At 68.1% G+C, this 23,117-nt stretch carries 26 protein-coding genes, 1 tRNA gene and 1 pseudogene; 14 read left to right on the top strand and 14 right to left on the bottom strand.

What is annotated here, in order from left to right:
• Window positions 1–239 precede the first annotated feature (239 nt).
• Window positions 240–3,296 (top strand): efflux RND transporter permease subunit, encoded by a 3,057-nt coding sequence (locus HZ989_RS01995; RefSeq protein ID WP_209321981.1) that lies wholly within the window; start codon window positions 240–242, stop codon window positions 3,294–3,296.
• A 296-nt stretch (window positions 3,297–3,592) separates the two neighbouring features.
• Window positions 3,593–4,639, top strand: a complete 1,047-nt coding sequence (locus HZ989_RS01990; protein WP_209321980.1) for a ribonucleotide-diphosphate reductase subunit beta — start codon at window positions 3,593–3,595, stop codon at window positions 4,637–4,639.
• Window positions 4,640–4,641: 2 nt separating this feature from the next.
• Here the strand turns inward: HZ989_RS01990 and HZ989_RS01985 are convergent, their stop codons facing one another.
• The 3 genes from HZ989_RS01985 to HZ989_RS01975 form a co-directional block, all read right to left on the bottom strand.
• Window positions 4,642–5,412: a molybdopterin-binding protein gene (locus HZ989_RS01985; protein WP_209321979.1), complete on the bottom strand. Its 771-nt coding sequence runs from the start codon at window positions 5,410–5,412 to the stop codon at window positions 4,642–4,644.
• Window positions 5,409–6,191, bottom strand: coding sequence for a cytochrome b/b6 domain-containing protein (locus tag HZ989_RS01980; protein ID WP_209321978.1), 783 nt, complete (start codon window positions 6,189–6,191; stop codon window positions 5,409–5,411). Before HZ989_RS01980 ends, HZ989_RS01985 begins: the two co-directional genes overlap by 4 nt.
• A gap of 91 nt (window positions 6,192–6,282) precedes the next feature.
• Window positions 6,283–6,765 (bottom strand): cell wall hydrolase, encoded by a 483-nt coding sequence (locus HZ989_RS01975; protein WP_209321977.1) that lies wholly within the window; start codon window positions 6,763–6,765, stop codon window positions 6,283–6,285.
• Between the two features lie 116 nt (window positions 6,766–6,881).
• Between HZ989_RS01975 and HZ989_RS01970 the strand changes: the two genes are divergently transcribed.
• Window positions 6,882–7,145, top strand: a complete 264-nt coding sequence (locus tag HZ989_RS01970) for a hypothetical protein (protein WP_209321976.1) — start codon at window positions 6,882–6,884, stop codon at window positions 7,143–7,145.
• Here the strand turns inward: HZ989_RS01970 and HZ989_RS01965 are convergent.
• From HZ989_RS01965 to modA, 4 genes are read right to left on the bottom strand one after another with little or no spacing between them, the layout of a single operon-like run.
• On the bottom strand, window positions 7,123–7,767 hold the full coding sequence (locus HZ989_RS01965; protein WP_209321975.1) for an ATP-binding cassette domain-containing protein: 645 nt from the start codon (window positions 7,765–7,767) through the stop codon (window positions 7,123–7,125). The two genes, HZ989_RS01970 and HZ989_RS01965, sit on opposite strands and share 23 nt — an antisense overlap.
• Window positions 7,764–8,471 (bottom strand): molybdate ABC transporter permease subunit, encoded by a 708-nt coding sequence (gene modB, locus HZ989_RS01960; protein ID WP_209321974.1) that lies wholly within the window; start codon window positions 8,469–8,471, stop codon window positions 7,764–7,766. Before modB ends, HZ989_RS01965 begins: the two co-directional genes overlap by 4 nt.
• Window positions 8,464–8,814: a winged helix-turn-helix domain-containing protein gene (locus HZ989_RS01955; RefSeq protein WP_209321973.1), complete on the bottom strand. Its 351-nt coding sequence runs from the start codon at window positions 8,812–8,814 to the stop codon at window positions 8,464–8,466. The genes modB and HZ989_RS01955 overlap by 8 nt, the downstream gene beginning before the upstream one ends.
• On the bottom strand, window positions 8,811–9,431 hold the full coding sequence (modA, locus tag HZ989_RS01950; protein ID WP_245162499.1) for a molybdate ABC transporter substrate-binding protein: 621 nt from the start codon (window positions 9,429–9,431) through the stop codon (window positions 8,811–8,813). The genes HZ989_RS01955 and modA overlap by 4 nt, the downstream gene beginning before the upstream one ends.
• 154 nt (window positions 9,432–9,585) lie before the next feature.
• On the opposite strand from modA, the gene moaA reads away from it, so the two are divergent.
• Genes moaA through glp form a run of 6 tightly spaced genes read left to right on the top strand, consistent with a single transcriptional unit; the run spans window position 9,586 to window position 13,549 of the window.
• Entirely contained in the window at window positions 9,586–10,614 is a 1,029-nt protein-coding gene (gene moaA, locus HZ989_RS01945; protein WP_245162421.1) for a GTP 3',8-cyclase MoaA, read from the top strand.
• A gap of 3 nt (window positions 10,615–10,617) precedes the next feature.
• Window positions 10,618–10,854 (top strand): MoaD/ThiS family protein, encoded by a 237-nt coding sequence (locus HZ989_RS01940; RefSeq protein ID WP_209321971.1) that lies wholly within the window; start codon window positions 10,618–10,620, stop codon window positions 10,852–10,854.
• A gap of 2 nt (window positions 10,855–10,856) precedes the next feature.
• On the top strand, window positions 10,857–11,312 hold the full coding sequence (locus HZ989_RS01935) for a molybdenum cofactor biosynthesis protein MoaE (protein WP_209321970.1): 456 nt from the start codon (window positions 10,857–10,859) through the stop codon (window positions 11,310–11,312).
• A complete protein-coding gene (moaB, locus tag HZ989_RS01930) occupies window positions 11,309–11,863 on the top strand; it encodes a molybdenum cofactor biosynthesis protein B (RefSeq protein WP_209321969.1) in 555 nt (184 codons plus the stop codon). Before HZ989_RS01935 ends, moaB begins: the two co-directional genes overlap by 4 nt.
• Before the next feature lies 1 nt (window position 11,864).
• The gene (moaC, locus tag HZ989_RS01925; protein ID WP_209321968.1) at window positions 11,865–12,356 is read left to right on the top strand and encodes a cyclic pyranopterin monophosphate synthase MoaC; all 492 of its coding nucleotides are present in this window, start codon (window positions 11,865–11,867) and stop codon (window positions 12,354–12,356) included.
• A complete protein-coding gene (glp, locus tag HZ989_RS01920; protein WP_209321967.1) occupies window positions 12,353–13,549 on the top strand; it encodes a gephyrin-like molybdotransferase Glp in 1,197 nt (398 codons plus the stop codon). The genes moaC and glp overlap by 4 nt, the downstream gene beginning before the upstream one ends.
• Here glp and HZ989_RS01915 read toward each other — a convergent pair.
• Together HZ989_RS01915 and HZ989_RS01910 are read right to left on the bottom strand one after the other, a co-directional pair.
• A complete protein-coding gene (locus HZ989_RS01915; RefSeq protein ID WP_209321966.1) occupies window positions 13,546–14,616 on the bottom strand; it encodes an endonuclease/exonuclease/phosphatase family protein in 1,071 nt (356 codons plus the stop codon). The two genes, glp and HZ989_RS01915, sit on opposite strands and share 4 nt — an antisense overlap.
• An 87-nt stretch (window positions 14,617–14,703) precedes the next feature.
• Window positions 14,704–14,780 (bottom strand) — tRNA-Arg (locus HZ989_RS01910).
• Between the two features lie 127 nt (window positions 14,781–14,907).
• On the opposite strand from HZ989_RS01910, the gene HZ989_RS01905 reads away from it, so the two are divergent.
• Window positions 14,908–16,191: a hypothetical protein gene (locus tag HZ989_RS01905; RefSeq protein ID WP_209321965.1), complete on the top strand. Its 1,284-nt coding sequence runs from the start codon at window positions 14,908–14,910 to the stop codon at window positions 16,189–16,191.
• Between the two features lie 161 nt (window positions 16,192–16,352).
• Here the strand turns inward: HZ989_RS01905 and HZ989_RS01900 are convergent, their stop codons facing one another.
• Window positions 16,353–17,141, bottom strand: a complete 789-nt coding sequence (locus HZ989_RS01900; RefSeq protein WP_209321964.1) for an SDR family oxidoreductase — start codon at window positions 17,139–17,141, stop codon at window positions 16,353–16,355.
• A gap of 1 nt (window position 17,142) precedes the next feature.
• On the bottom strand, window positions 17,143–17,445 hold the full coding sequence (locus tag HZ989_RS01895; protein ID WP_209321963.1) for a 4a-hydroxytetrahydrobiopterin dehydratase: 303 nt from the start codon (window positions 17,443–17,445) through the stop codon (window positions 17,143–17,145).
• Between the two features lie 252 nt (window positions 17,446–17,697).
• Between HZ989_RS01895 and HZ989_RS01890 the strand changes: the two genes are divergently transcribed.
• The 3 genes from HZ989_RS01890 to HZ989_RS01880 are packed head-to-tail and all read left to right on the top strand — an operon-like array spanning window position 17,698 to window position 20,608.
• Entirely contained in the window at window positions 17,698–18,474 is a 777-nt protein-coding gene (locus tag HZ989_RS01890; RefSeq protein ID WP_209321962.1) for a class I SAM-dependent methyltransferase, read from the top strand.
• On the top strand, window positions 18,462–20,060 hold the full coding sequence (ubiB, locus tag HZ989_RS01885; protein WP_209321961.1) for a 2-polyprenylphenol 6-hydroxylase: 1,599 nt from the start codon (window positions 18,462–18,464) through the stop codon (window positions 20,058–20,060). The genes HZ989_RS01890 and ubiB overlap by 13 nt, the downstream gene beginning before the upstream one ends.
• A gap of 17 nt (window positions 20,061–20,077) precedes the next feature.
• Entirely contained in the window at window positions 20,078–20,608 is a 531-nt protein-coding gene (locus HZ989_RS01880; protein WP_209321960.1) for a hypothetical protein, read from the top strand.
• Between the two features lie 15 nt (window positions 20,609–20,623).
• Here the strand turns inward: HZ989_RS01880 and HZ989_RS01875 are convergent, their stop codons facing one another.
• On the bottom strand, window positions 20,624–20,896 hold the full coding sequence (locus tag HZ989_RS01875; protein WP_209321959.1) for a hypothetical protein: 273 nt from the start codon (window positions 20,894–20,896) through the stop codon (window positions 20,624–20,626).
• A 44-nt stretch (window positions 20,897–20,940) separates the two neighbouring features.
• Window positions 20,941–21,108, bottom strand: a complete 168-nt coding sequence (locus tag HZ989_RS15140; protein ID WP_245162420.1) for a DUF1318 domain-containing protein — start codon at window positions 21,106–21,108, stop codon at window positions 20,941–20,943.
• A gap of 488 nt (window positions 21,109–21,596) precedes the next feature.
• On the opposite strand from HZ989_RS15140, the gene HZ989_RS01865 reads away from it, so the two are divergent.
• Complete coding sequence (locus HZ989_RS01865) at window positions 21,597–22,967, top strand: M23 family metallopeptidase (protein WP_209321957.1); 1,371 nt, start codon at window positions 21,597–21,599, stop codon at window positions 22,965–22,967.
• A gap of 12 nt (window positions 22,968–22,979) precedes the next feature.
• Here HZ989_RS01865 and HZ989_RS01860 read toward each other — a convergent pair.
• Window positions 22,980–23,114 (bottom strand): annotated as a pseudogene (locus HZ989_RS01860) (hypothetical protein); the annotation flags it as partial.
• Window positions 23,115–23,117: the final 3 nt, after the last annotated feature.

Here is a 23,117-nt window from a genome sequence, read left to right as displayed (position 1 = left end):
CTGTCTACCGCTCCCGTCAGGTTCGCGCACGGCTGTGGCGCGACCCTTGCTGGCAACTTCGGCCATCTGGATGAGGTTCACCGTTAGAACCGGCCGAACCGATGACGCCCGCTTCTCACCCCGGGCTATAGACCGGTTTCGATCCGTCGCGAACATTCATGCCGCTTGGGCACATTGGGCGCGGCGGCAAAAAGCGAACCACCGTAGAGCTTGTCAAACGAGACTCATTCAGAGGCGACATGCTCACCCTCATTGTCCGATGGTCACTATCCCGCCCCCGGCTCGTCGCACTTCTGGCGGGCCTCATCGTTGCCTATGGCCTGGTTACGCTATCGAGAGCCAGGTTCGACGTCTTTCCGGATTTCGTGCCGCCCCAGGTGGAGGTCCAGACGGAAGCGCCTGGTCTGTCTGCTGAACAGGTCGAACAGCTGATCACCCGCCCTATCGAGCAAGCCATCGCGGGCGGCCAGGGTGTCGAGGCTGTCCGATCCGAGTCGATCCAGGGCATTTCCGTTGTGACGGTGATCTTCGCCGACAAGGTCGATCCCTATCGCGCCCGCCAGACCGTCACGGACAGCCTCGTCGAGGCTGGTTCGGCCCTGCCCGCCATCGCCCGGTCGCCCCAGGTCGCGCCCTTGACCTCCTCGACGATGGACCTTCTGAAGATCGGCTTCACGAGTGAGGCGCTTTCACCGGAGCAGCTGCGAAGCCTGATCGATACGGTCGTTCGTCCCCGGCTACTGGCAACGCAGGGCGTCGCGCGGGCCAGCGTCTATGGCGGGGAGGTCAGCCGGATAGAGGTGCGGATGCGGCCTGGCGATATGGCGCGGTTCAACCTCACGCCGTCCGACCTCGCCAGTGCCGTTGCTGCAGCCACAGGCGTTCGGGGAGGCGGCTTCGTCGACACGCCTTCCCAGCGCATCCTCATCACGCCCCAGGGACAGGCCCAGGGTCCTGATGATCTGGCGCGCGGCGTCATCCGATCCGTCGTGGGCCAGCGCGTTACGGTCGGAGACGTCGCCGATGTCGTCGAGGCGTTCGAGCCCCGTCTCGGCGAGGCGCTGATCATGGGCCGGCCCGGCGTGCTGGTCAGCCTGTCGAGCCAGTATGGGGCCAACACCCTCGACGCGACCCGAGCGGTCGACGCCGCCCTTGCCGAGCTTCAACCGTCGCTGACCGCCCAGAGGGTTTCCGTCAACGCCGACCTCCACCGCCCGGCGAATTTCATCAACACCGCCCTGTCCGGACTTCGCGAGGACCTGGTCCTCGGCGCGGTCCTGATCGCGGTCGTCCTGTTCGCCTTCATGGGCAGCGTCCGGACCGTGATCATCTCATTCGTGAGCATCCCGATCTCGCTTCTCTCCGCCCTGATCGTCATGGACCTCCTCGGGCATACCCTCGACACGATGGTCCTCGGCGGCCTCGCAGTCGCGCTGGGCGTCGTGGTCGATGATGCGGTCATCGACGTCGAGAATATCGTCCGACGCCTGCGACAGAAGACGTCTGGATCGCTCGCCGAGGTCATCCAGCACGCATCGGTCGAGGTGCGCGGGCCGGTCGTCTATGCGACCCTGGTCGTCGCACTGACCCTCGCGCCCGTCCTGTTGCTGGACGGGCTGCAGGGTCGCTTCTTCAGTCCTCTGGCGTCTGCCTTCATTCTGGCGACGATAGCCTCGCTTCTGGTCGCGGTCATCGTGACTCCGGCTCTGGCCTTGCTCACCCTCGGCGGCTGGACGCCCGTGTCCGAACCGGTATGGCTCGCAAGCCTCAAGGCGCGCGCCACAAGACTGATCGCCAGGGGTGCAGGCCAGGGCCGTGTTGCAATCGTCGTCACCTGTGCAAGCGCCGCCGCCATGCTGGTTGCCCCCTTCGTTTTCCCCTCCGAGCTGCTGCCGACCTTTCGCGAAGGGCATTTCGTGGTGGGGGTGTCCGCTGTGCCCGGCACCTCGCTGGAGGCCAGCCGCAGCCTGGGTCGGTCTCTCACGACCGAGTTCCTCGCGATCGACGGGGTTCAGACCGTCGAGCAACAGATCGGGCGCGCGCAAGGCGGGGAAGATACCTGGGGACCGGAGCAGAGCGAGTTCCATATCGAACTGAAGCCTCACCTCAGCGGGGCCGCGCAGGACAGGGTCGAGGCTGGATTGCACGCGGCCCTGGAGAGCCATCCGGGCCTTGAGACCGAAGTCCTGACCTTCCTGGGCGACCGGATCGGGGAGTCCGTGACCGGCGAAAAGGCCCCGGTCGCCGTCAGCGTCTTCGGTGACGATCTCGGCGAGCTCGATCTGGCGAGCCATGCCGTCGCGCGCGCACTGGAGGCCATACCCGGCACCGGCGATGTGACGCGACAGACCCCGCCGGAAGCCCCCGCCGTCCGGATCAGTCCCCGGGTCGACCAGCTGGGGAACGCGGGACTGACTGTCAACGACATGCTCGATGTGGTGTCGAGCGCCTATCTGGGCACCGTCGCGACGCAGCTCTATCGTCCGGATCGGGCCATCGACGTGACGGTCATTCTGCCGCCGGAGCAGCGCGCCGACCCCACGGCCATTGGGCAGGTCATGTTGCGGGGCGCGGCAGGCGAGGTGCCGCTCTCCAGCGTCGCTGATGTCGGGATGGGAAGCCAGCGGACCGTCGTCTCGCGTGAGGCAGGACGTCGCCGGGAAGTCGTCACCGCCGATCCCAACCCGGCAAATGTGGCTCGGGTCGCCCGCGAGGCCAAGGCTGCTATCGCGTCATTACGCCTGCCGCCCGGCATCGTCGCGTCCGTGTCCAGCACGGCGGACGCTGCCGCCTCGGCCCGCAATCAACTCGTGTTCAACTGCGCCATTGCGGCCTTGGCTGCCGTCGTCCTTCTGATCCTCGCGTTCGGCGACGGACGCTCGGTCGGACTGGTACTTTGCTGTGCGCCGGTGGCGCTCCTTGGGGGCATCCTGGCGTTGCCTCTCGCGGGCGGCAGCCTGTCGCTCGGGGCCCTCGTGGGCTTCGTCACCCTCTTCGGGATTTCATCGAGGAACTCGATCCTGCTGGTCTCGCACGTCGATCACGTCGTTCGACATGAGGCGCGGGAATGGTCGCTGCACACCCTCGTCAAGGCGACCGAGGAACGGGTTACGCCGATCCTGATGACCGCCCTGGTAACGGGTCTGGGACTTCTTCCGCTTGCCCTTCAGAACGGTGAAGCCGGGCGCGAAATCCAGGGGCCTATGGCGATTGTCATTCTCGGTGGGCTGCTCACCTCAACGGCAGCGACACTGTTCATGCTGCCCGCGCTGATCTGGCGTTTTCGTCGAACGTAGTGGAGGTGGGCGAGGCGGTGGCCATCCGCGCGGCCTGGCTACAGCACGTTCACGACACGATGGCTGACCACGGCGACGGGCAGGATGCACCGGGGACGGACACGCCGGACGCCGCCTGGGTTACGGAGAGTCACCTCGGCCTGCGTCACCGTGACCCAAAACGCTCCCCCAATTCACACAAGATGTTGAGGCTGGGGATCGTTAACCATCTACCCGTAGCATTCGGATCGATTCTGGGGTTGGATAAGGTCCCAGGTCGCCCACTCGTCCCCGCCGCTTCCATTTCCGGTCATGCCATGAACGCTCACGTCTCGATCAAGCCCGCCCTGCCTGGCCTGCTGACCCCCTCGGCGGCCTACAAGCCGTTCCGCTATCCGTGGGCGTTCGACATGTGGAAGAAGCAGCAGCAGGTCCACTGGATGCCCGAAGAGGTGCCGCTGGGCGAGGACTGCAAGGACTGGGCGGCGAACCTGAACGACAGGGAGCGCAACCTGCTGACGCAGATCTTCCGCTTCTTCACCCAGTCGGACATCGAGGTCGCCGACAACTACATGGAAAAATACGGTCGGGTGTTCAAGCCGACCGAGGTGAAGATGATGCTGTCGTCCTTCGCCAACATGGAGACCATCCACATCGCGGCCTATGCCCTGCTGCTGGAAACCATCGGCATGCCCGAGAGCGAGTTCGGGGCCTTCATGGAATACGAGGCCATGCGGGACAAGCACAACTATATGGGCCAGTTCGGGGTCGAGACCGAGGCCGACATCGCCCGGACGCTCGCCATGTTCGGCGGCTTCACCGAGGGGCTGCAGCTGTTCGCCTCCTTCGCGATGCTGATGAACTTCCCGCGCCAGAACAAGATGAAGGGCATGGGCCAGATCGTGTCCTGGTCGGTCCGCGACGAGAGCCTGCACTGCGACGGCATCATCAAACTGTACCACGCCTTCAACAAGGAAACGGGCTGCGTCACGCCCGCCGTGGCCGACGACATCGTCGAATGCTGCCGCACCGTGGTCGGTCTGGAGGACAAGTTCATCGACCTGGCCTTCGAGGCCGGCGAGGTCCAGGGCATGACGCCCGGGGACATCAAGCAGTACATCCGCTTCATCGCCGACTGGCGCCTGCGCCAGCTGAAGCTGCCCGAGCTCTACGGCATCAAGGAAAACCCTCTGCCCTGGCTGCAATCGCTGCTCAGTGGCGTCGAGCACGCCAACTTCTTCGAGGCGCGCGCCACCGAATACTCCAAGGCCGCCACCACCGGCGCCTGGCACGGCGCCGACGGCGTCTGGGGCGAGTTCGACAAGCTGATGGCCCGCCGCGACATGAGCATGGTCGCGGGTTAGGCTCAGATCCCCGCGTACCAGGCGTAGCCGCGGTCGGGCCAGTAGCCGCCCTTGCCGCCCTCGATGTCGTCGAAGCGCTCGACGGCCTCGATCCGGCGGATGTATTTGGCCTGTTTGTAGCCCAGCTGGCGCTCGACCCGGAGCCGCAGGGGCGCGCCGTGGGGAACGCCCAGGACCTCCCCGTTCATGTCGTAGGCCAGCAGGGTCTGGGGATGGCGGGCGTCGACCAGGTCGATGCTCTCATAGTAGCGCGGCCCGTCCTCGGTCTGGGTCAGGGCGTCGAAGCAGTGGAAGACGATGTACCGGGCTTCGGGCTTCAGGCCCGCCTCGTCCAGCAGGGTCTCCAGCCGGACCCCGGTCCATTGCCCGATCGCCGTCCAGCCCTCGACGCAGTCGTGCTTGGTGATCTGGGTCCGCGACGGGCGCGCCCGCAGCTCGGCCAGCGACAGGCTCAACGGCCGCTCGACCAGACCGCCCACCTCCAGCCGGTAGTCGGCGAAGCCCGCGTCCCGCAGCGCCACATAGTCCGCCGCCGCTGGCGAGATGGAGCCGTTGGGCTTGAAATCCGGGCTGATCTCCGAGACGTCGTACTCCGGGGCCAGGGCCTCGCGCGGGATCAGCAGACGCTGCGCACGACGGGTCAGGGCCTCGGCGCTGACCAGCAGGCTCGCCCCGGCGTCGCTGGCTCTCTGACAGCCGGCCAGCGCCATCACGCCCGCCGTCGCCAGCGCCCGACCCAGCCAGGACCGGCGGTTAATCGGGGTCCCGCTCATGCCGCATCCCCCTTTGTGGTGTCGGAGGGCTCCAGCACGAACCAGCCCGTGATCATCGCCCGCATGTTGTTCAGGAAGCCGGTCCAGAAGACGAGGAAGACGTGGACGACGATGAAGCCCACGATCAGCCCGGCCGAGAGGAAATGCAGCGTCCGCGCCGACTGACGCCCGCCCATGATGTCCAGCAGGAAGCCGCCCACCGCATTGAACCCCGGCGACATCGACAGCCCCGTGATAAGCATCATCGGCAGGATTACCAGGATGATCGTCACATAGGTCAGCTTCTGGATGACGTTGTAGGTCCGGGCCTCCTCATCCTTTGGAAAGTGGAAGCGGGCGTGCTCCTTGACCGAGGCCCAGGTGCCCTTCAGCTCGTCCGTGGTCGGCCACAGCCGCCGCCCAAACCGTTTCGAGGCGAAGCCATAGGCCAGGTAGATCAGGCCGTTGATCACGAAGACCCAGGCGAAGAAGAAATGCCAGGTTCTCGCTTCGGCCAGGTTCCGCCCCTGCGGAATCAGCAGCCAGTCGGGAATGGTCGGAATGCTCAGCCAGGGATCGGCGAAGGTCGAACGCACGCCCCAGTACAGATGCGGATGGGCCAGCAGGATATTGGCCCCGCTCATCAGCAGGACGACGACCGCCGTCACGTTCAGCCAGTGATTGATCCGCACCAGCGGTGGATGGCGATAGGTGTCGGTGCGCCCGCCCGGCAGGGGGCGATCCGCATGATCCGGCGGGCCGTCTTCGACCGGAAAGGCTTCCAGCGTTCCGTCGCTCATCGATCCCTCCACCAAGGCCCGGACGGTCTCACAGGACCGCCCGTTCGGCAAACGCTTCCGTCAGCCGACTACGTTGGGGGAATGCGAAAGGTTACCGGGGACAGCGTGCGCGCTCGCCTGCGCGGCAGGCCAGCAGGTCGGCGGCATATTGAGCGCGCGCGCGTTCGGCGGCCTCCCACTCGGCTTCCCACTGGCGGCGCGCTGCATCGGCCTGACGGGCGGCCTCCTCATAGGCCAGACGCTCCCGGGTGGCCTGGGCCACCGTGGCCTCATAGGCTTCCCGATCGGCGCGTTCCTGGTTCTCGGCCAGCTGGTTGCGCGACACGATCTCTTCGTTGAGGGCCTGGGTCGTTCGCACCTCGGCCGGATCCTGTTGAGCGTCGTCGGCGCGATGGTAGGCCTCGCCATCGTTGACCGTCACGGGCGTCGGCCGGACTTCCGATGGCAACAGTCGATCGACCGCATCGGCGCGGGCCCGGGATGCAGCCGGATCCGCTGTCTGCGCCCGGCCTTGGCCTGACATGGCAAGCGAGGCCAGGACCATCACGATCCCGGCCTTGACAGGATGGAACATCTCGATCTCCTGGCTGCGTCCCCACTGGACCCGCCCGATGCCAACAACGCGGTTCTCTCGACAAGGATGCGCGCCATGCCTTGCCCGGGGGTAAACTTGCCCTAGGATCAGGTCCGATGATGCTGACCACCACATCGGGAACCTTTCCCATTCCGCCGGAGGTGGCCAGCCGCCTGCCGCAGGTGCCACCCATTCCGAGCCCGGATGCGCCGGATTACAAAGTCCTGAGCAAGGCCTTCAACCAATGGCTCGAGGCGTCTTCGGTCCATGCCATCGACTTCGAACGCCTGCGTCGCTGGCATCTGGTGCAGGAAGAACTGTCCGCCAGGGCCATCGCCAGCGGCCTCGACTATCAGGTCACGGACGACGGTCTGGACTGAGCTGTCCCGCCAGAAGGCTGATCCTGTCGGCCCCCATGGCCTGAAGGTCTGCGGCATCGTGCGACACGACCAGGATCGCCACATCGATCCGGGTCGTCAGGTCGACCAGCCAGGGGATGAGTTCGTCGCGTCGGCGCTGATCCAGGCCGGAAAAGGGCTCGTCGAGAAGCAGCAGTCGCGGACCGGCCGCAAGGCTGCGCGCGATTGCCACACGCCGGGCTTCTCCGCCCGACAGATTGCGTGTCCAGCGCGCCAGAAGATGACCGATCCCCAGAAGCTCGACCAGCGCGCCCACGTCCGTCCGGTTCGGCGCGAAGCGCTGGCCATAGGCGATGTTGTCGGCGACGCTCAGATGCGGGAACAGCCGGGCGTCCTGAAAGACATAGCCCACGCGCCGGGCATGGGGGGGCGGTGCCAGACCGGCGTCGGTATCGACCAGAGCCTCGCCATCCACGATCAGGCGCGCGCGGTGGACGGGGACCAGGCCGGCCAGGGCGTGAAGCAGGGTCGTCTTTCCGGCCCCCGACGGACCCTCGATGCCAACAACGCGGGCCGTGCTGTCGAAGGCGACGTCGATCCGGAACCCGCCACGTTCGGCCTGAACGGCGCAGGTCAGGCTCATGCGACGGCGGTCCGTCGGGCCAGGCCGCGACTGACGGCCTCGGTGGCGAACAGGGCGATCATGGCGACGGCGACGGACACCAGGGCGAGCCGCAGAGCCACTGTCTCTCCACCCAGTCCCTGCAGCGACGCATAGATCGCGACCGGCAGGGTTCGGGTCTCTCCGGGGATGGCTCCCACGAAGGTCACCGTGGCCCCGAACTCTCCAAAGGCCCGGGCAAACCCCAGCAGGGCCCCGGCGATGACGCCGGGCAGGGCCAACGGCAGGGTCACGCTGAAGACCACGAAGGCCGGGGGCGCGCCCAGGGTCGCCGCGGCCTGCTCCAGGCCCCGATCCACGCCCTCGATCGCCAGGCGGATGGGCCGTACCATCAGCGGCAGGGCCATGACCGCGGCGGCCAGAGCCGCTCCGGTCCAGTGAAACAGCAGGCTGACCCCGAACACATCGGCCAGCACCCGGCCCAGCGGTCCCCGCGATCCGAACATCAGAAGCAGCGCAAGACCCGTCACCACCGGCGGCAAGACCAGCGGCAGGTTGATCGCCGCCTCGACCAGCCATTTGCCCGGAAAGACTCCCCGCGCCATCAGCCATCCCAGACCCACGGCAACCGGCAGGGTTGCCAGGCTGGCGACGCCCGCCACGCGCAGCGACAGGCCAAGGGCTTCCAGCTCGGGCCCGGTCAGCGGGGCGAACAGATCAGTCATGGCGATTATCCGGCGCGTCCAGGGCCGCCAGCGTCGGCGCGGCCGTGCTCGCCAGCGCCACGCGCAGATGCTCGTAGGCCGCCACCAAGGCTTCGCCCCGGGGCGTCAGCCGGGCCCCGCCGCCTCGCGCGCCCCCGCGCTCGGTTTCCACCGCCGGGGCATCGGTCAGGGCGTTGACGGCCTCCAGCAGGGTCCAGGCGCGGCGATAGGACATGCCCATCCGCCGCGCCGCCGCGCTGATCGAGCCGGTGTCCCGGACGTGAGTCAGCAGTTCGGCCTTGCCCGGACCGAACCGGCCCTCGCCGATGCGGATCTGAAACCAGAGACGGGGCGCCTCGCTCACGATACGGCCCCGAAGCCGTGACGGGCGAAGGTCTCGCGGGCTTCGGCCCCCGCCAGAAATTGCATCAGCCCGGCCGCGCCTTCGGCCGCGCGCGTCGTCAGGGCGGCCGGGTAGACGATCCGGGGCTGAACGTCCGGCGGGGGCGTGGCGACCACCCGCACCGCGTCATAGCCGAGGGCGTCGCTGCGATAGACCACGCCCAGATCCACCTCGCCCCGCGCCACGAAGCCCCGAACCGCGCGCACATCGGCGGCGGTGATCAGGGTCATGTCACCTCCGTCCCATACCCCCAGCGCCTGCATCATCTGCCGCGCATACCGGCCGGCCGGGACGCTCCCGGGATCACCGATGGCGATGCGCCCCTGCCAGGCGAAGGTCGACGGCGGCCGGTCCGCGGGTGCGATCACCACCAGGCTGTTGGTCGCCAGATCGACGCGGCTGCCCGGTCGAAGGACGTTCGCCGTCGCCAGCCGGTCCATCCACTCGGTGTCGGCCAGGACAAGCAGATCGGCGGGAGCCCCCGACAGCACCTGACGCGCCACATCGCCGCTGCCGGCAAAGACCGTCCGGGTTGGGCGGCCCGTCCTGTCGGTGAACCGGGCCGAAAGCGCGGTCAGGACATCGCTCAGCGATGCGGCCGCGAACAGGGTCAGGGGCGCGGCCGCCGGCGCGGCACAGCCGCCGAGCGCGCCGAGGCCTGTAACCAGAAGCGCCCGTCGGTCGATCAGGACAGAAATGACTTTGCTCCAGAACCACGACCGTTATGCTGATATGAGCATGTCGCCCCCGTCACCGTCCAGCCAGACAGGGTTTCCGATGGTCGATCCGTTCGGCCGGTCGATCGACTATGTCCGCGTCTCGGTCACCGACCGGTGCGATCTGCGCTGCACCTATTGCATGGCCGAACGTCAGATCTTCCTGCCCCGCGCGGAACTGCTGTCGATCGAGGAGCTGGACCGGCTGTGCTCGGTCTTCATCGGCCTGGGGACGCGTCGGCTGCGCCTGACGGGGGGAGAACCCCTGATCCGCAAGGGGTTCATGGATCTGGTCGCTGCCCTTGCCCGGCATCTGCGATCCGGCGCCCTGGACGAGCTGACCCTGACCACGAACGGCACCCACCTGGCCGAACATGCCGAGGCCCTGGCCCGGCATGGCGTGCGGCGGATCAATGTGTCGCTGGATACGCTGGACCCGGACACCTATCGCCGCGTCACGCGGGGCGGGGATCTGTCCAGGGCGCTGACGGGGATCGAGGCGGCCCGGGCCGCCGGGATGGCGGTCAAGATCAACGTCGTGGCCCTGAAGGCCGACAATGCCGCCGACCTGCCCGCCCTCGTGGCCTGGGCGCACGGCGAGGGCCACGAGATGACCCTGATCGAGACCATGCCGATGGGCGAGACCGGAATCGACCGGACCGACCAGTTTCTGTCGCTGACGGAGATGCGACGCGACCTCGAGGCGCGCTGGACCCTGACCCCGCTGGCGAAGCGAACCGGTGGCCCCTCGCGATACGTCCGCGTCGAGGAGACGGGCGGGACGCTGGGGTTCATCACCCCCATGACCCACACCTTCTGCGAGACCTGCAACCGCGTCCGCGTGACCTGCACCGGTCGGCTCTATCTGTGCCTCGGCCAGAACGATCACGAGGACCTGCGTCCGGTCCTGCGCGCGGGCGACGACGCGGCCGTGGCAAGGGCCATCCGGGCGGCGGTGTCCAGAAAGCCGAAGAGCCACGATTTTCGCATCGGTGCGGGCCTCGCGCCCGCGGTGGCGCGGCCCATGTCGATGACGGGAGGCTGAGCCATGGCCAGGGTCCTGCTGTTCGGAGCACTGGCCGATATCGCGGGCTGGCGCGAGCGCGACATCGCGGGTGACAGCGTCGAGGCCCTGCGGGCGACGCTCTGCGCCGACGAGCGGCTGGCAGAGCGTCTTGGGCGTCCCGGCCTGATGAGGGTGGTGAACCAGGTGATCGTGCGCGGGAACCCTCCCGTCGGACCCGACGACGAGGTGGCCTTCGCGCCCCCGGTGTCGGGCGGGTGACCATGGTGCGCCTGCAGACCGATCCGATCGATCCTGGCGCCCTGCTGGCTGACTTTTGCCGCGCCCGGACCGACGCCGGCGCGGTGGTCAGCTTCACCGGCCTGTGCCGCGCCGCCACCGACGGACAGGCGGTCGAGACCCTGGCGCTCGACGCCTGGCCCGGCTTCACCGAGCGGGTGATGGCCGAACTGGAGGCCGGGGCCCGGGCGCGGTTCGACCTGATCGACCTGATCGCCGTCCATCGCTGGGGCGAGGTGGGCGTGGGCGAGGCCATCGTCTTCGTGGCCACCGCCGCCGTGCATCGCCGCGACGCCTTTCAGGCCGCCGATTACCTGATGGACCAGCTGAAGACCCGCGCCCCCCTGTGGAAGCGCGAGGAAGGGCCCGACGGCCGCCGCTGGATCGAACCCCGCGCCAGCGACCACGCCGACGCTGCCCGATGGGAGACCACGCCATGACCGACATCCTGCCCGCGCCCGGAGGCAAGCTCCTGCTCGACCAGCCGGTGGTTCCCGTGCGGATCGCCGTCCTGACCATCTCGGACACGCGGGACGATGACAGCGACACGTCCGGCGGCATCCTGGCCGAACGGATCGTCTCGGCGGGCCATGTCTGCGTCGAAAGGGCCATCGTGCCCGACTCCGTCGACGCCATCCGCACCCGGGTCAGGGCCTGGATCGACGCGGGCGCGGTCGATGCGATCCTGACGACCGGCGGCACCGGCCTGACCGGGCGGGACGTCACGCCCGAGGCGCTCGAGCCGTTGTTCGACAAGCGGATCGACGGCTTTTCCGTCATTTTCCATACCGTCAGCTACCAGACCATCGGCCTGTCGACCCTGCAGTCGCGGGCGACGGCAGGGATCATCGACGGGGTGTTCGTCTTCTGCCTGCCGGGATCGAACGGGGCGGTGCGCGACGGCTGGGACCGGGTGATCCGCTGGCAGCTCGACAGCCGTCACCGGCCCTGCAACCTCGTCGAGATCATGCCCCGCCTGCTGGAGGTCTGAGATGGCGTCCCGAGAAGAGGCAGGCCTGACCCACATCGATCCCGACGGTCGCGCCCGGATGGTCGATGTCTCGGCCAAGGCCGCGACCGTGCGCGAGGCCGTGGCCACGGGCCGCCTCGTCATGGAGCCGGAAACCCTCGCCCTGGCCCTGTCGGGCGGGGGCGCAAAGGGCGACGTGCGCGCCGTGGCCGAGATCGCCGGCGTCATGGCGGCCAAGAGGACGGCCGACCTCATCCCCCTGTGCCACCTCCTGCCGCTCGATGCCGTGATCGTCGCGGTCGATCCGAGCCCCGACGGATCGGGCCTGTCCGTTACGGCGACGACCCGGACCACGGGTCGCACCGGCGTGGAGATGGAGGCGTTGACGGCGGCGAGCGTCGCGCTGCTGACGCTCTATGACATGTTGAAGGCCGTCGACCGGGGCATGACGATCGAGGCGGTCCGGCTGGTCCGCAAGACCGGCGGCAAGTCCGGCGACTGGGTCCGCGCGTGACCCTGCCGACGGTCGAGACGGCCCGAGCGGCCATGCTGGCGGCGGCGAAGGTCCTGCCCGGCGAGCCGGTCCCCCTGATCGAGGCCGACGGCCGCTGGCTGTCCGAGCCCGTTGTCGCCGCCCGCGATCAGCCGCCTTTCGATGCCTCGGCCATGGACGGATGGGCGGTGCGCACCGCCGACCTCGGCACGGGCCCGCTGCGGATCGTCGGCGAAAGCGCGGCGGGGCAGGGCCATGAGACGCCGCTCGGCGCGGGTGAGGCCGTCCGCATCTTCACCGGCGCGCCCCTGCCACCCGGTGCGGATCGGATCGTGATCCAGGAAGAGGCGAGGCGCGACGGCGATCACCTGGTCCTGCTGGCCCGCGCCGACGCGCCGACCTGGGTCCGGTCGCGCGGCGCCGACTACCGGAACGGGGCGTGCCTGCTGGAGGCCGGTCTGCGTCTGAACCCCTGGCGGGTCGCCCTGGCGGCCTCCGCTGGCCGTCCGGAGGTCGTCTGCGCCCGTCGTCCCCGCGTCGCCATCCTCGCCGGCGGGAATGAGGTCGTCGAGCCGGGCGCCGCTGCAGGCCCCTTTCAGATCCACGACGCCGCCGGGCCGGGCGTCGCCCTGGTCGCCCGCCGCGCAGGGGCCGAGGTCCGCCGACTGCCGCTGGTCGGAGACAGCCTTGCGGCCATCGCCGACAGCCTGGGCCGGACAGAGGCCGACCTGATCGTCACCATCGGCGGGGCCTCGGTCGGGGATCACGACCTGCTGAAACCCGCCGCCCGCAGCCTGGGCGCAGATCTTCTGGTCGAGGGGGTCGCCATGCGTCCGGGCAAGCCCGTCTGGTTCGCCACCCTGCCGGATGGTCGCCGGCTGCTGGGCCTGCCCGGCAATCCGGTCTCCGCGCTCGTGTGCGCCGAGCTGTTTCTGACACCGCTGTTGGCGGCGATGCAGGGCGGCAGCGACCTTCCCGATTTCAGACCTGCGCCACTCCTGGCGGCACTCCCTGCCAACGGCCCTCGGGACCATTACATGAGGGCGATCGTCGGCAGCGACGGGGCGGGTCGGGCTGGCGTACAAGCTCTGCCGGATCAGGACTCGTCGCTGGTATCGGTACTGGCCTCGGCCAACGCCTTGCTGCGGCGTCCACCCTTCGCCGGGGCGATAGCGCCTGGGGAGCTGGTCGCGGTGGCCGCGCTGATCGTCTAGGGCGCCCCAGGCGTCGCCAGTTCGGTGAGGTAATCCTCTGCGAAATCCACCTTGAATGCGGCCCAGAGCAACAGGTGGTCCGACATCTGATAGGATTTCCAGTCCTTGTAGGTCGGGGGCTTGCCCGATTTGGTGGGCTTGATGTCGGCGGCATAGAGGGCCTCGTCCTCGGGCCGGAAAACGGCGTCGTAGTAATTCAGCACGCCGCCACGGTCCGTCGTGTCGAACCGCTTGCCGCGCCAGATCGCGATCTGGTCGTAGTATTTGTCGCGCGCCATGTTGCTGCCCGCGCGGTCGGTCAGGACCTTCGGAACCACGAAGCCGGCATCGGTGATCGCCTTCAGCGTCGCGTCGCCCGGATCGAAGATGTTGAAGTCGCCCAACAGGATCAGATTGTCCGCACCCTGTGACGCGCGCGGGGCCGGATCGGCCCCGGCCGCCGGAGCCGGTGGCGCATCGACCTTGGCGCGCCGGGCCAGAAAACCTGCCAGGTCGCCGATCTCCTTGAGGCGTCGTGGATCCAGCGATTTCCCCCCGCCGTAGTAGATGTGGACCGTGCACAGGTCGATTCTGGCCCATCCCGCCTTGAATCCGCAGACGAACGGGGTTCGGGCGAACTGGAGGATATCCGGATCGACCTTGCTCCTGGGCAGGACGATCTCGCCGGCCAGCCCGCCGAACGTCACCTTGCGACTGTCGTAGAGGAAGGCCATCCGCTCGCCATTGCCGGACGCCCCCTCGGTGACATCGGTCACCAGATACTTCCACCAGCTACCGAGCAGGCCCTGAACGCGATCCAGCGCCGACAGATCGCCGCGCACCTCCTGGATGGCAATCAGATCGAAGTGACTGAGGATTTCAGCGATGAAGTAGAAGGAGTCGACCAGGCGTCCGCCGTATTTGCGGCTGTCGAACTCCCGGATGTTCCAGCTGGCGATCAGCAGGTCGCCGTCGAGCGTCCGGGCCGGAATCTCTGCCCGGATGGCCTTGCGCAGGCGTCGCAGGCCCTCCGCCACCCTGACCCGGACCTCCGGGTCTTCTTTTCGCAGGCTCGCATAATAGGGCACGGCGATCTCCGGGCAGTGAAGCCAGAGACTAACGCACAACCCATGCGCCCGCCATTCGAAGAACGATGAAATATATGCGAAGGACGATGGCGCACCCGAGAGGATTCGAACCTCTGACCCCTGCCTTCGGAGGGCAGTACTCTATCCAGCTGAGCTACGGGTGCATCGCCAGGGCCTGACGGCCGGACGAAGGGCCTTACAGCAGGTCCGCGAGGGTCTCAATCCCGGAATGAGGCTTGGCGGCATGGGAGCGGTGCCATAGCGTGCCGTCGGTCGTTGCCGGAGTGCGTCATGCGTCGCCTGTTTCTCGCCGTTCTGCTGCTTCTGGGGGCCTGCACGACAGTGGCTGACGCCGAACCGTCCGGCGACAGTCTGGACGCCATCGCTGCGGACTATGTGCGCCTGACGCTGGAGATCGGCGAGCGCGAGCCCGGATATGTGGATGCCTACTACGGTCCGGCGGGATGGGCCGAGGCGGCCAGGGCCGCGCCGCGTGACGTGCCCGCCCTGATGCAGGGCGCGGCCGCGCTGGCGGACCGGCTGAACGCGGTCTCCGTACGGGGGGCGGATCCCGTGGTCGTGCAGCGCAAGGCCTATCTGCTGGCCCACGTCTCGGCGGCTTCCGCGCGACTGCGCTTCATCCGGGGCGAGCGGCTGCCGTTCGCGGAAGAGGCCTTCGCCCTGTTCGGGGTTCGACCGGAGCTGAAGCCCCTGTCGGACTATGACGCGGCGCTCGACCAGATCGATGCCATGCTGCCGGGGGACGGGCCGCTGGTGGAGCGTGTCGCGGCGTTCAAGTCGGCCTTCATCATCCCCAGGGACCGGCTGGAACCGGTCATGACCGCCGCCATCGCCGAGTGCCGCCGCCGCACGGCCGAACACATCGCCCTGCCTGCCAACGAGCGGTTCACCCTCGCCTTCGTCACCGACAAGCCGTGGTCGGGCTACAATTATTTCCAGGGGGATGCGGCCTCGAGGATCGAGATCAACACCGACTTCCCGATCTACACCGAGCGGGCCATCGATCTGGGGTGCCACGAGGGCTATCCCGGACATCACGTCTATAATGCGCTGCTGGAGCGGACCTTCGTGCGCGAGCGCGGCTGGGTGGAGATGAGCGTCTATCCGCTGTTCTCGCCCATGTCCTTCGTGGCCGAGGGCAGCGCGAACTACGGGATCGACCTGGCATTCCCCGGCGACGAGGGCGCGCGGTTCGAACAGCAGGTACTGGCCCCGCTGGCCGGGATCACGGGCGCCGATTTCGCCAGGAAGGCCCGGCTTCAGGCCCTGACGCGGCAGCTTGCGCGGGCGGAATACACGATCGCCGACGATTTTCTGGCCGGGCGCGTGAACCGCGAGGAGACCATCGCGCGGCTGGCCAGATACACCCTGACCACGCCGGACAAGGCGGCCCAGCGGCTGCGCTTCATCGAGACCTATCGCAGCTACATCATCAACTATGGCCTGGGGCGCGATACGGTCGAAGCCTGGGTGGAAGCGCAAGGGGCCGACCACTGGCGCGGCATGGAGACCCTGCTGGCCAGCCAGATCCTGCCGGTGGATCTGTCGAACTGACCCGGACCGCGCCCAGGCAACGAGGTTCCGTCCACCGAGCGTCAGCGCCCCACGCAAATCCGCGCTCAAGCAGCGAGCGACCGTGTCGCGAGCGTTAGCGCCCCTTGCCAATCCGCGCTCAAGCAGCGAGCGACCGTGTCGCGAGCGTTAGCGCCCTTGACTCACTGCGCCGTCATGCCGCCGTCGATCTTGAATTCCGATCCCGTGACGAATTTGGATTCGTCCGACGCCAGATAGAGGACGCAATAGGCGACGTCGTCCGGCTCGCCGATCCGCTTGAGCGGGATGCCGCGCGCCAGCCGCTCGTGCGCCTTGACCTCGTCACCGCCGGCCATGGCGATGAAGGGATCCAGGATCGCTGTCTTGATGAAGACGGGGTGCACCGAGTTGACGCGGACGTTCCAGTCCATCTTTGCGGCCTCCAGCGCCACCGTCTTGGTGTACATCCAGACGGCGGCCTTGGTGGCGTTGTAGGCCCCCATGCCGACCCCGGCGGCGAGTCCCGCGATCGACGAGATATTGACGATCGACGCCGCGCCCGAGGCCCGCAGATGCGGCATGGCGTGCTTGCAGCCGAACATCACGGACCGCAGGTTGATCTCGTATTGCCGCTGCCAGTTCTCGGCGGTGTCCTGCTCGGCGAACATCAGGACGTCGCCGACGCCCGCGTTGTTCACCAGGATGGACAGCCCGCCCATATCCGCCGCCGCCCGACCCACAACGTCGACCCACTGGTCCTCCGAGGCCACGTCGTGGGCATAGCCAAAGGCAGAGCCGGGAATTTCGGCATTGATGCGGGCCGCCAGGGCCAGGGCACCCGGGCCATTGATGTCGGTCACCGCGACCTTTGAACCCTCGCGCGCCAACATCCAGGCGATCGCTTCTCCCAGGCCCTGGGCACCGCCGGTGATCAGGGCAGCCTTGCCGGCGACGCGTCCGGGTTTCGTCATGTCATTCCCCTCCCAGGGACGTCGCGGCGTCATTGATGAAGCGCGCCAGCGTAAGATCGAGCTCGGTCACCCCGCCCGCATCGTGGGTGGTCAGCAGGATGTCCACGCGATTGTAGACGTTCGACCATTCCGGATGATGGTCCATCGTCTCGGCCTTCAGCGCCGCGCGCGTCATGAAGGCGAAGGCGGTGTTGAAGTCGGCGAATTTCAGGGCACGGGCGATGGCCGGGCGGTCGCCCGGGGCGACGGTCCAGCCGGACAGGGCGGCGATGGCGTCGGTCGGGGAAACGGTGGGACGGGTCATGGCGCTGGCCTAGCCCCGGTTGCCCGACCCGGCAAGATCACGTCGGGGAAGGCTTTCGGCTGCGAGACCCCACAGTCACGCCGGGCGTTCCGGACGCGCATCCATGCGCCGGGGAATGCCGTCATGGACCGCCTGGGGATCGTGGCCCCGCAGCCCGCGGATCGTGGGCGGCTGGCCCGGGCTCAGGGCCTTCTTCCACCCGCGACGCCGCCGCCCGGTGACGGGGCCGCATTGCCGCGCTAGACCGCCCCGATGAGCGACACAGACAGCCCCTCTACCAGGACATCGCCGTTCGGATTTCGCGACGTCGATGCGCGCGAAAAGGTCCGGATGGTCCGCGGCGTGTTCGACAGCGTGGCCTCCAGCTACGATCTGATGAACGATCTGATGAGTGGGGGCATCCACCGGCTGTGGAAGGACGCCACTGCCGCAAGGCTGAACCCCCGGCCCGGCGAGATCATCCTGGATGTCGCGGGCGGTACCGGCGACATGGCCCGGCGCTATTCGAAGATGGCGCGTGCGGCCCAGGAGCGGGGTGGCGGCGACGACGCCTCCGTCATTGTGCTGGACTACAATGCCGAGATGATCCTGGCCGGGGTCGACAAGGGCGGAGAGCCGGAGATGGTCTGGACCGTGGGCGACGCCATGGCGCTGCCGATGCCGGATGCCTCGGTCGACGCCTATTCGATCAGCTTCGGGATCCGCAACGTCTCGGATATCGCAGGCGCGCTGAAGGAGGCGCGCCGGGTGGTGAAGCCGGGCGGACGTTTCATCTGTCTGGAGTTCTCGCGCCCCACGGCCGAAGCCGTGCGCAAGGCCTATGACGCCTGGTCCTTCCACGCCATTCCGCGCATCGGCGGCTGGGTCGCCAGGGATCGGGACAGCTACCAGTACCTGGTCGAGAGCATCCGCCGCTTCCCCGACCAGCCCACCTTCAAGGCCATGATCGAGGAGGCCGGCTTCAGTCGCGTGACCGTGACCAACCTGTCGGGCGGCGTCGCCGCGATCCACTTCGGGTGGGCGATCTGAGCCTGTCAGCCTCATACCGGGTCGCGCCCGCCCCGCCGCCCACGATCCCCGTGCGCGATCCCGTCGGTGCGACCTGGCGGCTGCTGCGCTGGGGCTTCGCCCTGGCGAAGCACGACGCGCTTCTGCCCCGCGAACTGACGCCCCTGTTGCCAGGCTGGATGAAGCCGGTGGCGGGGTTCATCCACCTGTTCGCCGGCAAGGAAGGCCGCGACGGTCGTCCCGGCCAGCGTCTGGGCCGCGCCTTCGAGACCCTGGGGCCCGTCGCGATCAAACTGGGTCAGGTCATGGCCACCCGCGCCGACATCTTCGGCATCGAGTTCGCGCGCGATCTGGGCCGGCTGAAGGACAGGCTGCCGCCGTTTCCGACCGATCAGGCCCGGCGCGAGATCGAACGATCCATCGGCCGCCCTGTTGAAAGTCTCTTCCTTGACTTCGGCGATCCGATCGGGGCCGCCTCCCTGGCCCAGGCGCACCCCGCCTGGCTGGCGGATGGGCGCAAGGTCGCGGTCAAGGTCCTGCGACCGGGTGTCGAACGCCGCGTGACCACCGGGCTGGACGCAATGCGTCTGGCCGCGCGGGTCGTGCATCGTCTGGTCCCCGCTGCGCGCCGGCTGGAGCCCGAGGCCTTCGTCGAGACGGTGGCCCGCTCCATGTATCTGGAACTGGACATGCGGCTGGAAGCGGCGGCCGCGTCCGAGCTCCACGACATCATGGAAAAGGCCCGGGGCGACGGCATGCACATGTCGGCCCCCAGGGTGGTCTGGGACGGGGTCGGCAAGCGGGTCCTGACACTGGAATGGGCGACCGGGATGCCGATGACGGACCCCGAGGCGATCCGGCAACCCGGCATGGACATCGACGCCCTGGCTGACAACGTCGTGCGCGCCTTTCTGAGCCAGGCCCTGGATCACGGCACCTTCCATGCCGACCTGCACGAGGGCAATCTGTTCGCCTATGCCCCGGCCGAGCTGACCGCCGTCGATTTCGGCATCGTCGGGCGGCTGGGCGAGGGGGAGCGCCGCTATCTGGCCGAGATCCTGTGGGGCTTCCTGACACGGGATTATCCCCGCATCGCCCGGGTCCATTTCGAGGCCGGATATGTCCCGCCGCATCACTCTGTCGAGGCCTTCGCCCAGGCCCTGCGGGCGGTGGGGGAGCCGGTGATCGGCCGGGCGGCGTCGCAGGTCTCGATGGGGCGGCTGCTGGGCCAGCTGTTCGAGATCACGGCCCTGTTCGACATGCACCTGCGGCCCGAGCTCATCCTGCTGCAGAAGACCATGGTCTCGGTCGAGGGCGTCGCGCGCCGCCTGAACCCCGATCACGACCTGTGGTCGGCGGCCCAGCCGGTGGTCGAACGCTGGATCACCCGCGAGCTCGGCCCCAGGGCCCAGATCCGCGACGGGCTGAAGGAGGTTCTGGCCGGGGCGAGGGCCCTGTCGCGCCTGGTGCAGGATCCGCCCGCGCCGCAGACGGTGATCGTGGAGCCGACGCGCACGCCGACCTGGATCGTCGTCTGCATCACGGCTGCGACCACCATGTCCGCCGCCGCCCTTGTTCTGTCGCTTTGGACAAGGATCATGGGCTGAAGTTCCGGAGTCCCCGCATGATCCTTTCTGCCCGCGCCGTCCGCCTGATCCTCGGCTTCAGCCTCGCGTTTTCCTCGCCGGTCATCGCGCAGACCGTGCCTGCCGGGCCGGCTCGCTCTCTGGCCCCTGCCGGTGGTGCGGCCGCGACCCTGCCCAACAGCTTCGACATCCCCGCGCCGACCGCGCCCCCGACGGCCCGGGTCGCGCCCTCGTCCACCGATGTGGCGGTGGCCGAAGCGACGCTGAGAGTCGTCATCGAGCAACTCCGCGCGGGGACGTTAGACCCCAAGCTTTATACGCGCGACCTGGCGACCCGTCTGACGGGGCAACTGCCGACGATCCGCCCGCTTCTGGAGGGCTATGGAGCGATCCAGAGCGTGGAGGCCCAGGGCACGCGGGACGGCGCGGGCCAGTTCCTGGTCATCTTCGACGAGGCTGCGACCCAGTGGCGGATCGGCCTGAACGACGAGGGTCTGATCGCTGCGCTTTTGTTCAGGCCTGCGCCGCCGGTATCGTCGGACCCCACGACGCCGGGGTTGGCAGACTGAGCCACAGCGGGTGGATCAGTCGTCGCGTGACGGCCCGCGCCCGGGATCCAGCGTATTGTCGACCTGGTCGTCCCAGCCTTCGCGATGCGACTTGAACGCCAGGGCCATCAGGCCATAGGTCAGACCCACGGTGCCTGTCACGCCCAGACCCATGGCGATCCAGCCATGCAGCGGCAGGGCCCCGCCGCCGATAGCGATCCAGAACAGGCTGAGGCCCCAGGTCGCGAGGCCTGAGAGGCCCAGGCCCAGCAGGGTGATCAGGGAAAGACGGATGAGACGGACGACCATGCCGCCGCCCTTAGCACGCCCGGACGGGCCGCGCCTGCGTCAGATCAGCGTTGGACCCACTGACCCGCCGCGTTGCGATACCACTGGCCCGAGGTGATGCGCGGCATCAGCTGGCTCCCGAACATCCCGGCGGCGGCCACGTCCGGCGTCGTGCCGGCCTGACGCGCGGCGACGGCACAGGCTTCGCGACGGGCGTCACTGGTCGTCGTCACGGCTGTCTGCAGGACCGTCCCGAAACCGGTCAGGCGGCGCGGGAAACGCCACGCCTTCAAGGTCTCCGTCCCCGATCTGGACCCGGTGGTCATGGCGAGCGATCGCGGTCGCCGGAGGCGAGGCCGTGACGGGGTCCGGGATTCCGACAGACCAGGGCAACGCCAACATCGTTGCCGATCCGACACAATGAGTGGCGCGCGAGTCACGTTCAATGCAGTTGTGTTCACGGACGCGGACGCGCGAGTCCCTTAGCGCAGCAAAGACGACCATAGCTTGGCGATAGACTGTAGCGATCACTGTCGAAAGACCCGGACAGCCATGTTTTTACCCGTTGGGATCACGGCGGTTAATGGTTTGGAACGAACCTGCTTCCCATTCTGGAAACGGCGAGCTATACGGCTTGCTTCGCGATTGGGGGGCTCTCCGGCGCGATCCTTGCTTTGCGTAGAACCTGGCGCCGTGTGGCGTCGTCGTTTGCCGGGGACCGATGGCCCAGTTCGATCCGCGCCGCCAGCCGATGCGTTTTGCACCGCACCTGCTCACAGCCATCGCCGCCGTGTCGGTGGCGATGCTCGCCGGTCGCGTCTACCAACCCGCGCAGGCCGAGGTGGTTCCCGAACTGACCTCCGAAGAGATGGCGTCGCTCGAAGCGCGTGCCTTTGAATCCGCCGGAACGCCGGCCGGCTTGACGGCCCCCGAAGCCATTCCGGTCCAGATCCGTCGCGGCGAAACCTTTGAACAGGCCGTGCGCCGTACCGGCATCGGTGCCGCCGAGGCCTCGGCCGTCGCCGCCACCCTGTCCAATGCCTACGACGTGAGCCAGATGCGCGCGGGCCTGCGGTTCGAGACCGCCATCTCCCATCCGCGCGGTGGCCGCGGCGACGCCCGCCTGATCGGTTTGACGATGCGGACCGGCCCGGCCAGCCAGCTGACCGTGTCGCGCAGCTTCGACGGCGCGCTTCGTTTGCGGGCTCTGGAAGAGCGCGTGACGCACGAGACCATGGTGGTCCACGCCAACGTCGAGGGCTCCCTGACCGCCACGGCCCAGCGTATGGGGGCCGACTCCGCCATCCGCCGCAAGGCCAATCAGCTGTTCGGGCACCGCTTTGACCTGGATCGCGATATCCATGCCGCCGACCGTTTCACCCTGGTCTTCGACCGCTCGGTGACCGAAAACGGCCGTACCATCGACACCGGCGATCTGCTGTACGCAGAGCTGAAGGGTGCCGTCTTCTATCGCTTCCAGCGCCCCGGCGCGCGCCAGGCGGAATATTTCGACGCCACCGGCAAGAGCATGCGGTCGTCGATGATGCGCACCCCGCTGGACCGCGCGACGCGCGTCAGCTCCAGCTTCGGCTTCCGCGTTCATCCGATCTCGGGCTATCGCAAGATGCACCAGGGCATCGACTTCGCCGCCGGTACCGGGACCCCCATCGTCGCCCCCGCCGACGGCGTGGTGGTCGAGGCCCGTCGCTGGGGCGGCTATGGCAACTGGTTGCGCGTGCGGCATGCCAATGGTCTGGAAAGCGGCTACGGTCACCTGTCCCGCTATGCCTCGGGCATTCGCGCCGGCCAGCGCGTCAGCCAGGGTCAGGTCATCGCCTATGTCGGCTCGACCGGTGCGTCGACCGGCCCGCACCTGCACTACGAACTCTGGCGCAATGGTCAGCGGATCAATCCCGGCAGCATCCGCGTCGAGGACAATGTCCAGCTGGCGGGCTCCGATCTGGCGGCGTTCCGCGCAGAGAAGGCGCGCATCGACCGGATCATAGCCTCGGGAGGCGAACGTCGTCCGGCCGTGACGCGGGCCAGCGTCGAGGGTCTTCGCCCCGCCAATGCGACGACCACCCGCTCCTGATCATGCCCTCGCTCATTTCCGGAGCCTGATCGGCATCGGTTTCATCGATCGCAAGTCCAGCAGGGCGAACAGGCGTGCGTCCTCGTCCTGTTCGGGATTGGGCGTCGTCAGCAGCCTGCCTCCGACGAAGATCGAGTCGTCCCCCGCCGA

Origin of the sequence: Brevundimonas sp. AJA228-03 (genome assembly GCF_017795885.1) — a bacterium.
Taxonomy (GTDB): Bacteria; Pseudomonadota; Alphaproteobacteria; order Caulobacterales; family Caulobacteraceae; genus Brevundimonas.
The sequence above is the reverse complement of the archived record's forward strand: the minus strand, read 5'-3'. Positions and strand labels throughout refer to the sequence as shown.

What these genes read in the sequence shown, in the direction of transcription:
- HZ989_RS01995 (WP_209321981.1), top strand. Translation starts at nt 240, where the DNA reads ATGCTCACCCTCATTGTCCGATGGTCACTATCCCGCCCCCGGCTCGTC.
- HZ989_RS01990 (WP_209321980.1), top strand. Translation starts at nt 3,593, where the DNA reads ATGAACGCTCACGTCTCGATCAAGCCCGCCCTGCCTGGCCTGCTGACC.
- HZ989_RS01985 (WP_209321979.1), bottom strand. Translation starts at nt 5,412, where the DNA reads ATGAGCGGGACCCCGATTAACCGCCGGTCCTGGCTGGGTCGGGCGCTG.
- HZ989_RS01980 (WP_209321978.1), bottom strand. Translation starts at nt 6,191, where the DNA reads ATGAGCGACGGAACGCTGGAAGCCTTTCCGGTCGAAGACGGCCCGCCG.
- HZ989_RS01975 (WP_209321977.1), bottom strand. Translation starts at nt 6,765, where the DNA reads ATGTTCCATCCTGTCAAGGCCGGGATCGTGATGGTCCTGGCCTCGCTT.
- HZ989_RS01970 (WP_209321976.1), top strand. Translation starts at nt 6,882, where the DNA reads ATGATGCTGACCACCACATCGGGAACCTTTCCCATTCCGCCGGAGGTG.
- HZ989_RS01965 (WP_209321975.1), bottom strand. Translation starts at nt 7,767, where the DNA reads ATGAGCCTGACCTGCGCCGTTCAGGCCGAACGTGGCGGGTTCCGGATC.
- modB (WP_209321974.1), bottom strand. Translation starts at nt 8,471, where the DNA reads ATGACTGATCTGTTCGCCCCGCTGACCGGGCCCGAGCTGGAAGCCCTT.
- moaA (WP_245162421.1), top strand. Translation starts at nt 9,586, where the DNA reads ATGAGCATGTCGCCCCCGTCACCGTCCAGCCAGACAGGGTTTCCGATG.
- HZ989_RS01940 (WP_209321971.1), top strand. Translation starts at nt 10,618, where the DNA reads ATGGCCAGGGTCCTGCTGTTCGGAGCACTGGCCGATATCGCGGGCTGG.
- HZ989_RS01935 (WP_209321970.1), top strand. Translation starts at nt 10,857, where the DNA reads ATGGTGCGCCTGCAGACCGATCCGATCGATCCTGGCGCCCTGCTGGCT.
- moaB (WP_209321969.1), top strand. Translation starts at nt 11,309, where the DNA reads ATGACCGACATCCTGCCCGCGCCCGGAGGCAAGCTCCTGCTCGACCAG.
- moaC (WP_209321968.1), top strand. Translation starts at nt 11,865, where the DNA reads ATGGCGTCCCGAGAAGAGGCAGGCCTGACCCACATCGATCCCGACGGT.
- HZ989_RS01905 (WP_209321965.1), top strand. Translation starts at nt 14,908, where the DNA reads ATGCGTCGCCTGTTTCTCGCCGTTCTGCTGCTTCTGGGGGCCTGCACG.
- HZ989_RS01900 (WP_209321964.1), bottom strand. Translation starts at nt 17,141, where the DNA reads ATGACGAAACCCGGACGCGTCGCCGGCAAGGCTGCCCTGATCACCGGC.
- HZ989_RS01895 (WP_209321963.1), bottom strand. Translation starts at nt 17,445, where the DNA reads ATGACCCGTCCCACCGTTTCCCCGACCGACGCCATCGCCGCCCTGTCC.
- HZ989_RS01890 (WP_209321962.1), top strand. Translation starts at nt 17,698, where the DNA reads ATGAGCGACACAGACAGCCCCTCTACCAGGACATCGCCGTTCGGATTT.
- HZ989_RS01880 (WP_209321960.1), top strand. Translation starts at nt 20,078, where the DNA reads ATGATCCTTTCTGCCCGCGCCGTCCGCCTGATCCTCGGCTTCAGCCTC.
- HZ989_RS01875 (WP_209321959.1), bottom strand. Translation starts at nt 20,896, where the DNA reads ATGGTCGTCCGTCTCATCCGTCTTTCCCTGATCACCCTGCTGGGCCTG.
- HZ989_RS01865 (WP_209321957.1), top strand. Translation starts at nt 21,597, where the DNA reads ATGGCCCAGTTCGATCCGCGCCGCCAGCCGATGCGTTTTGCACCGCAC.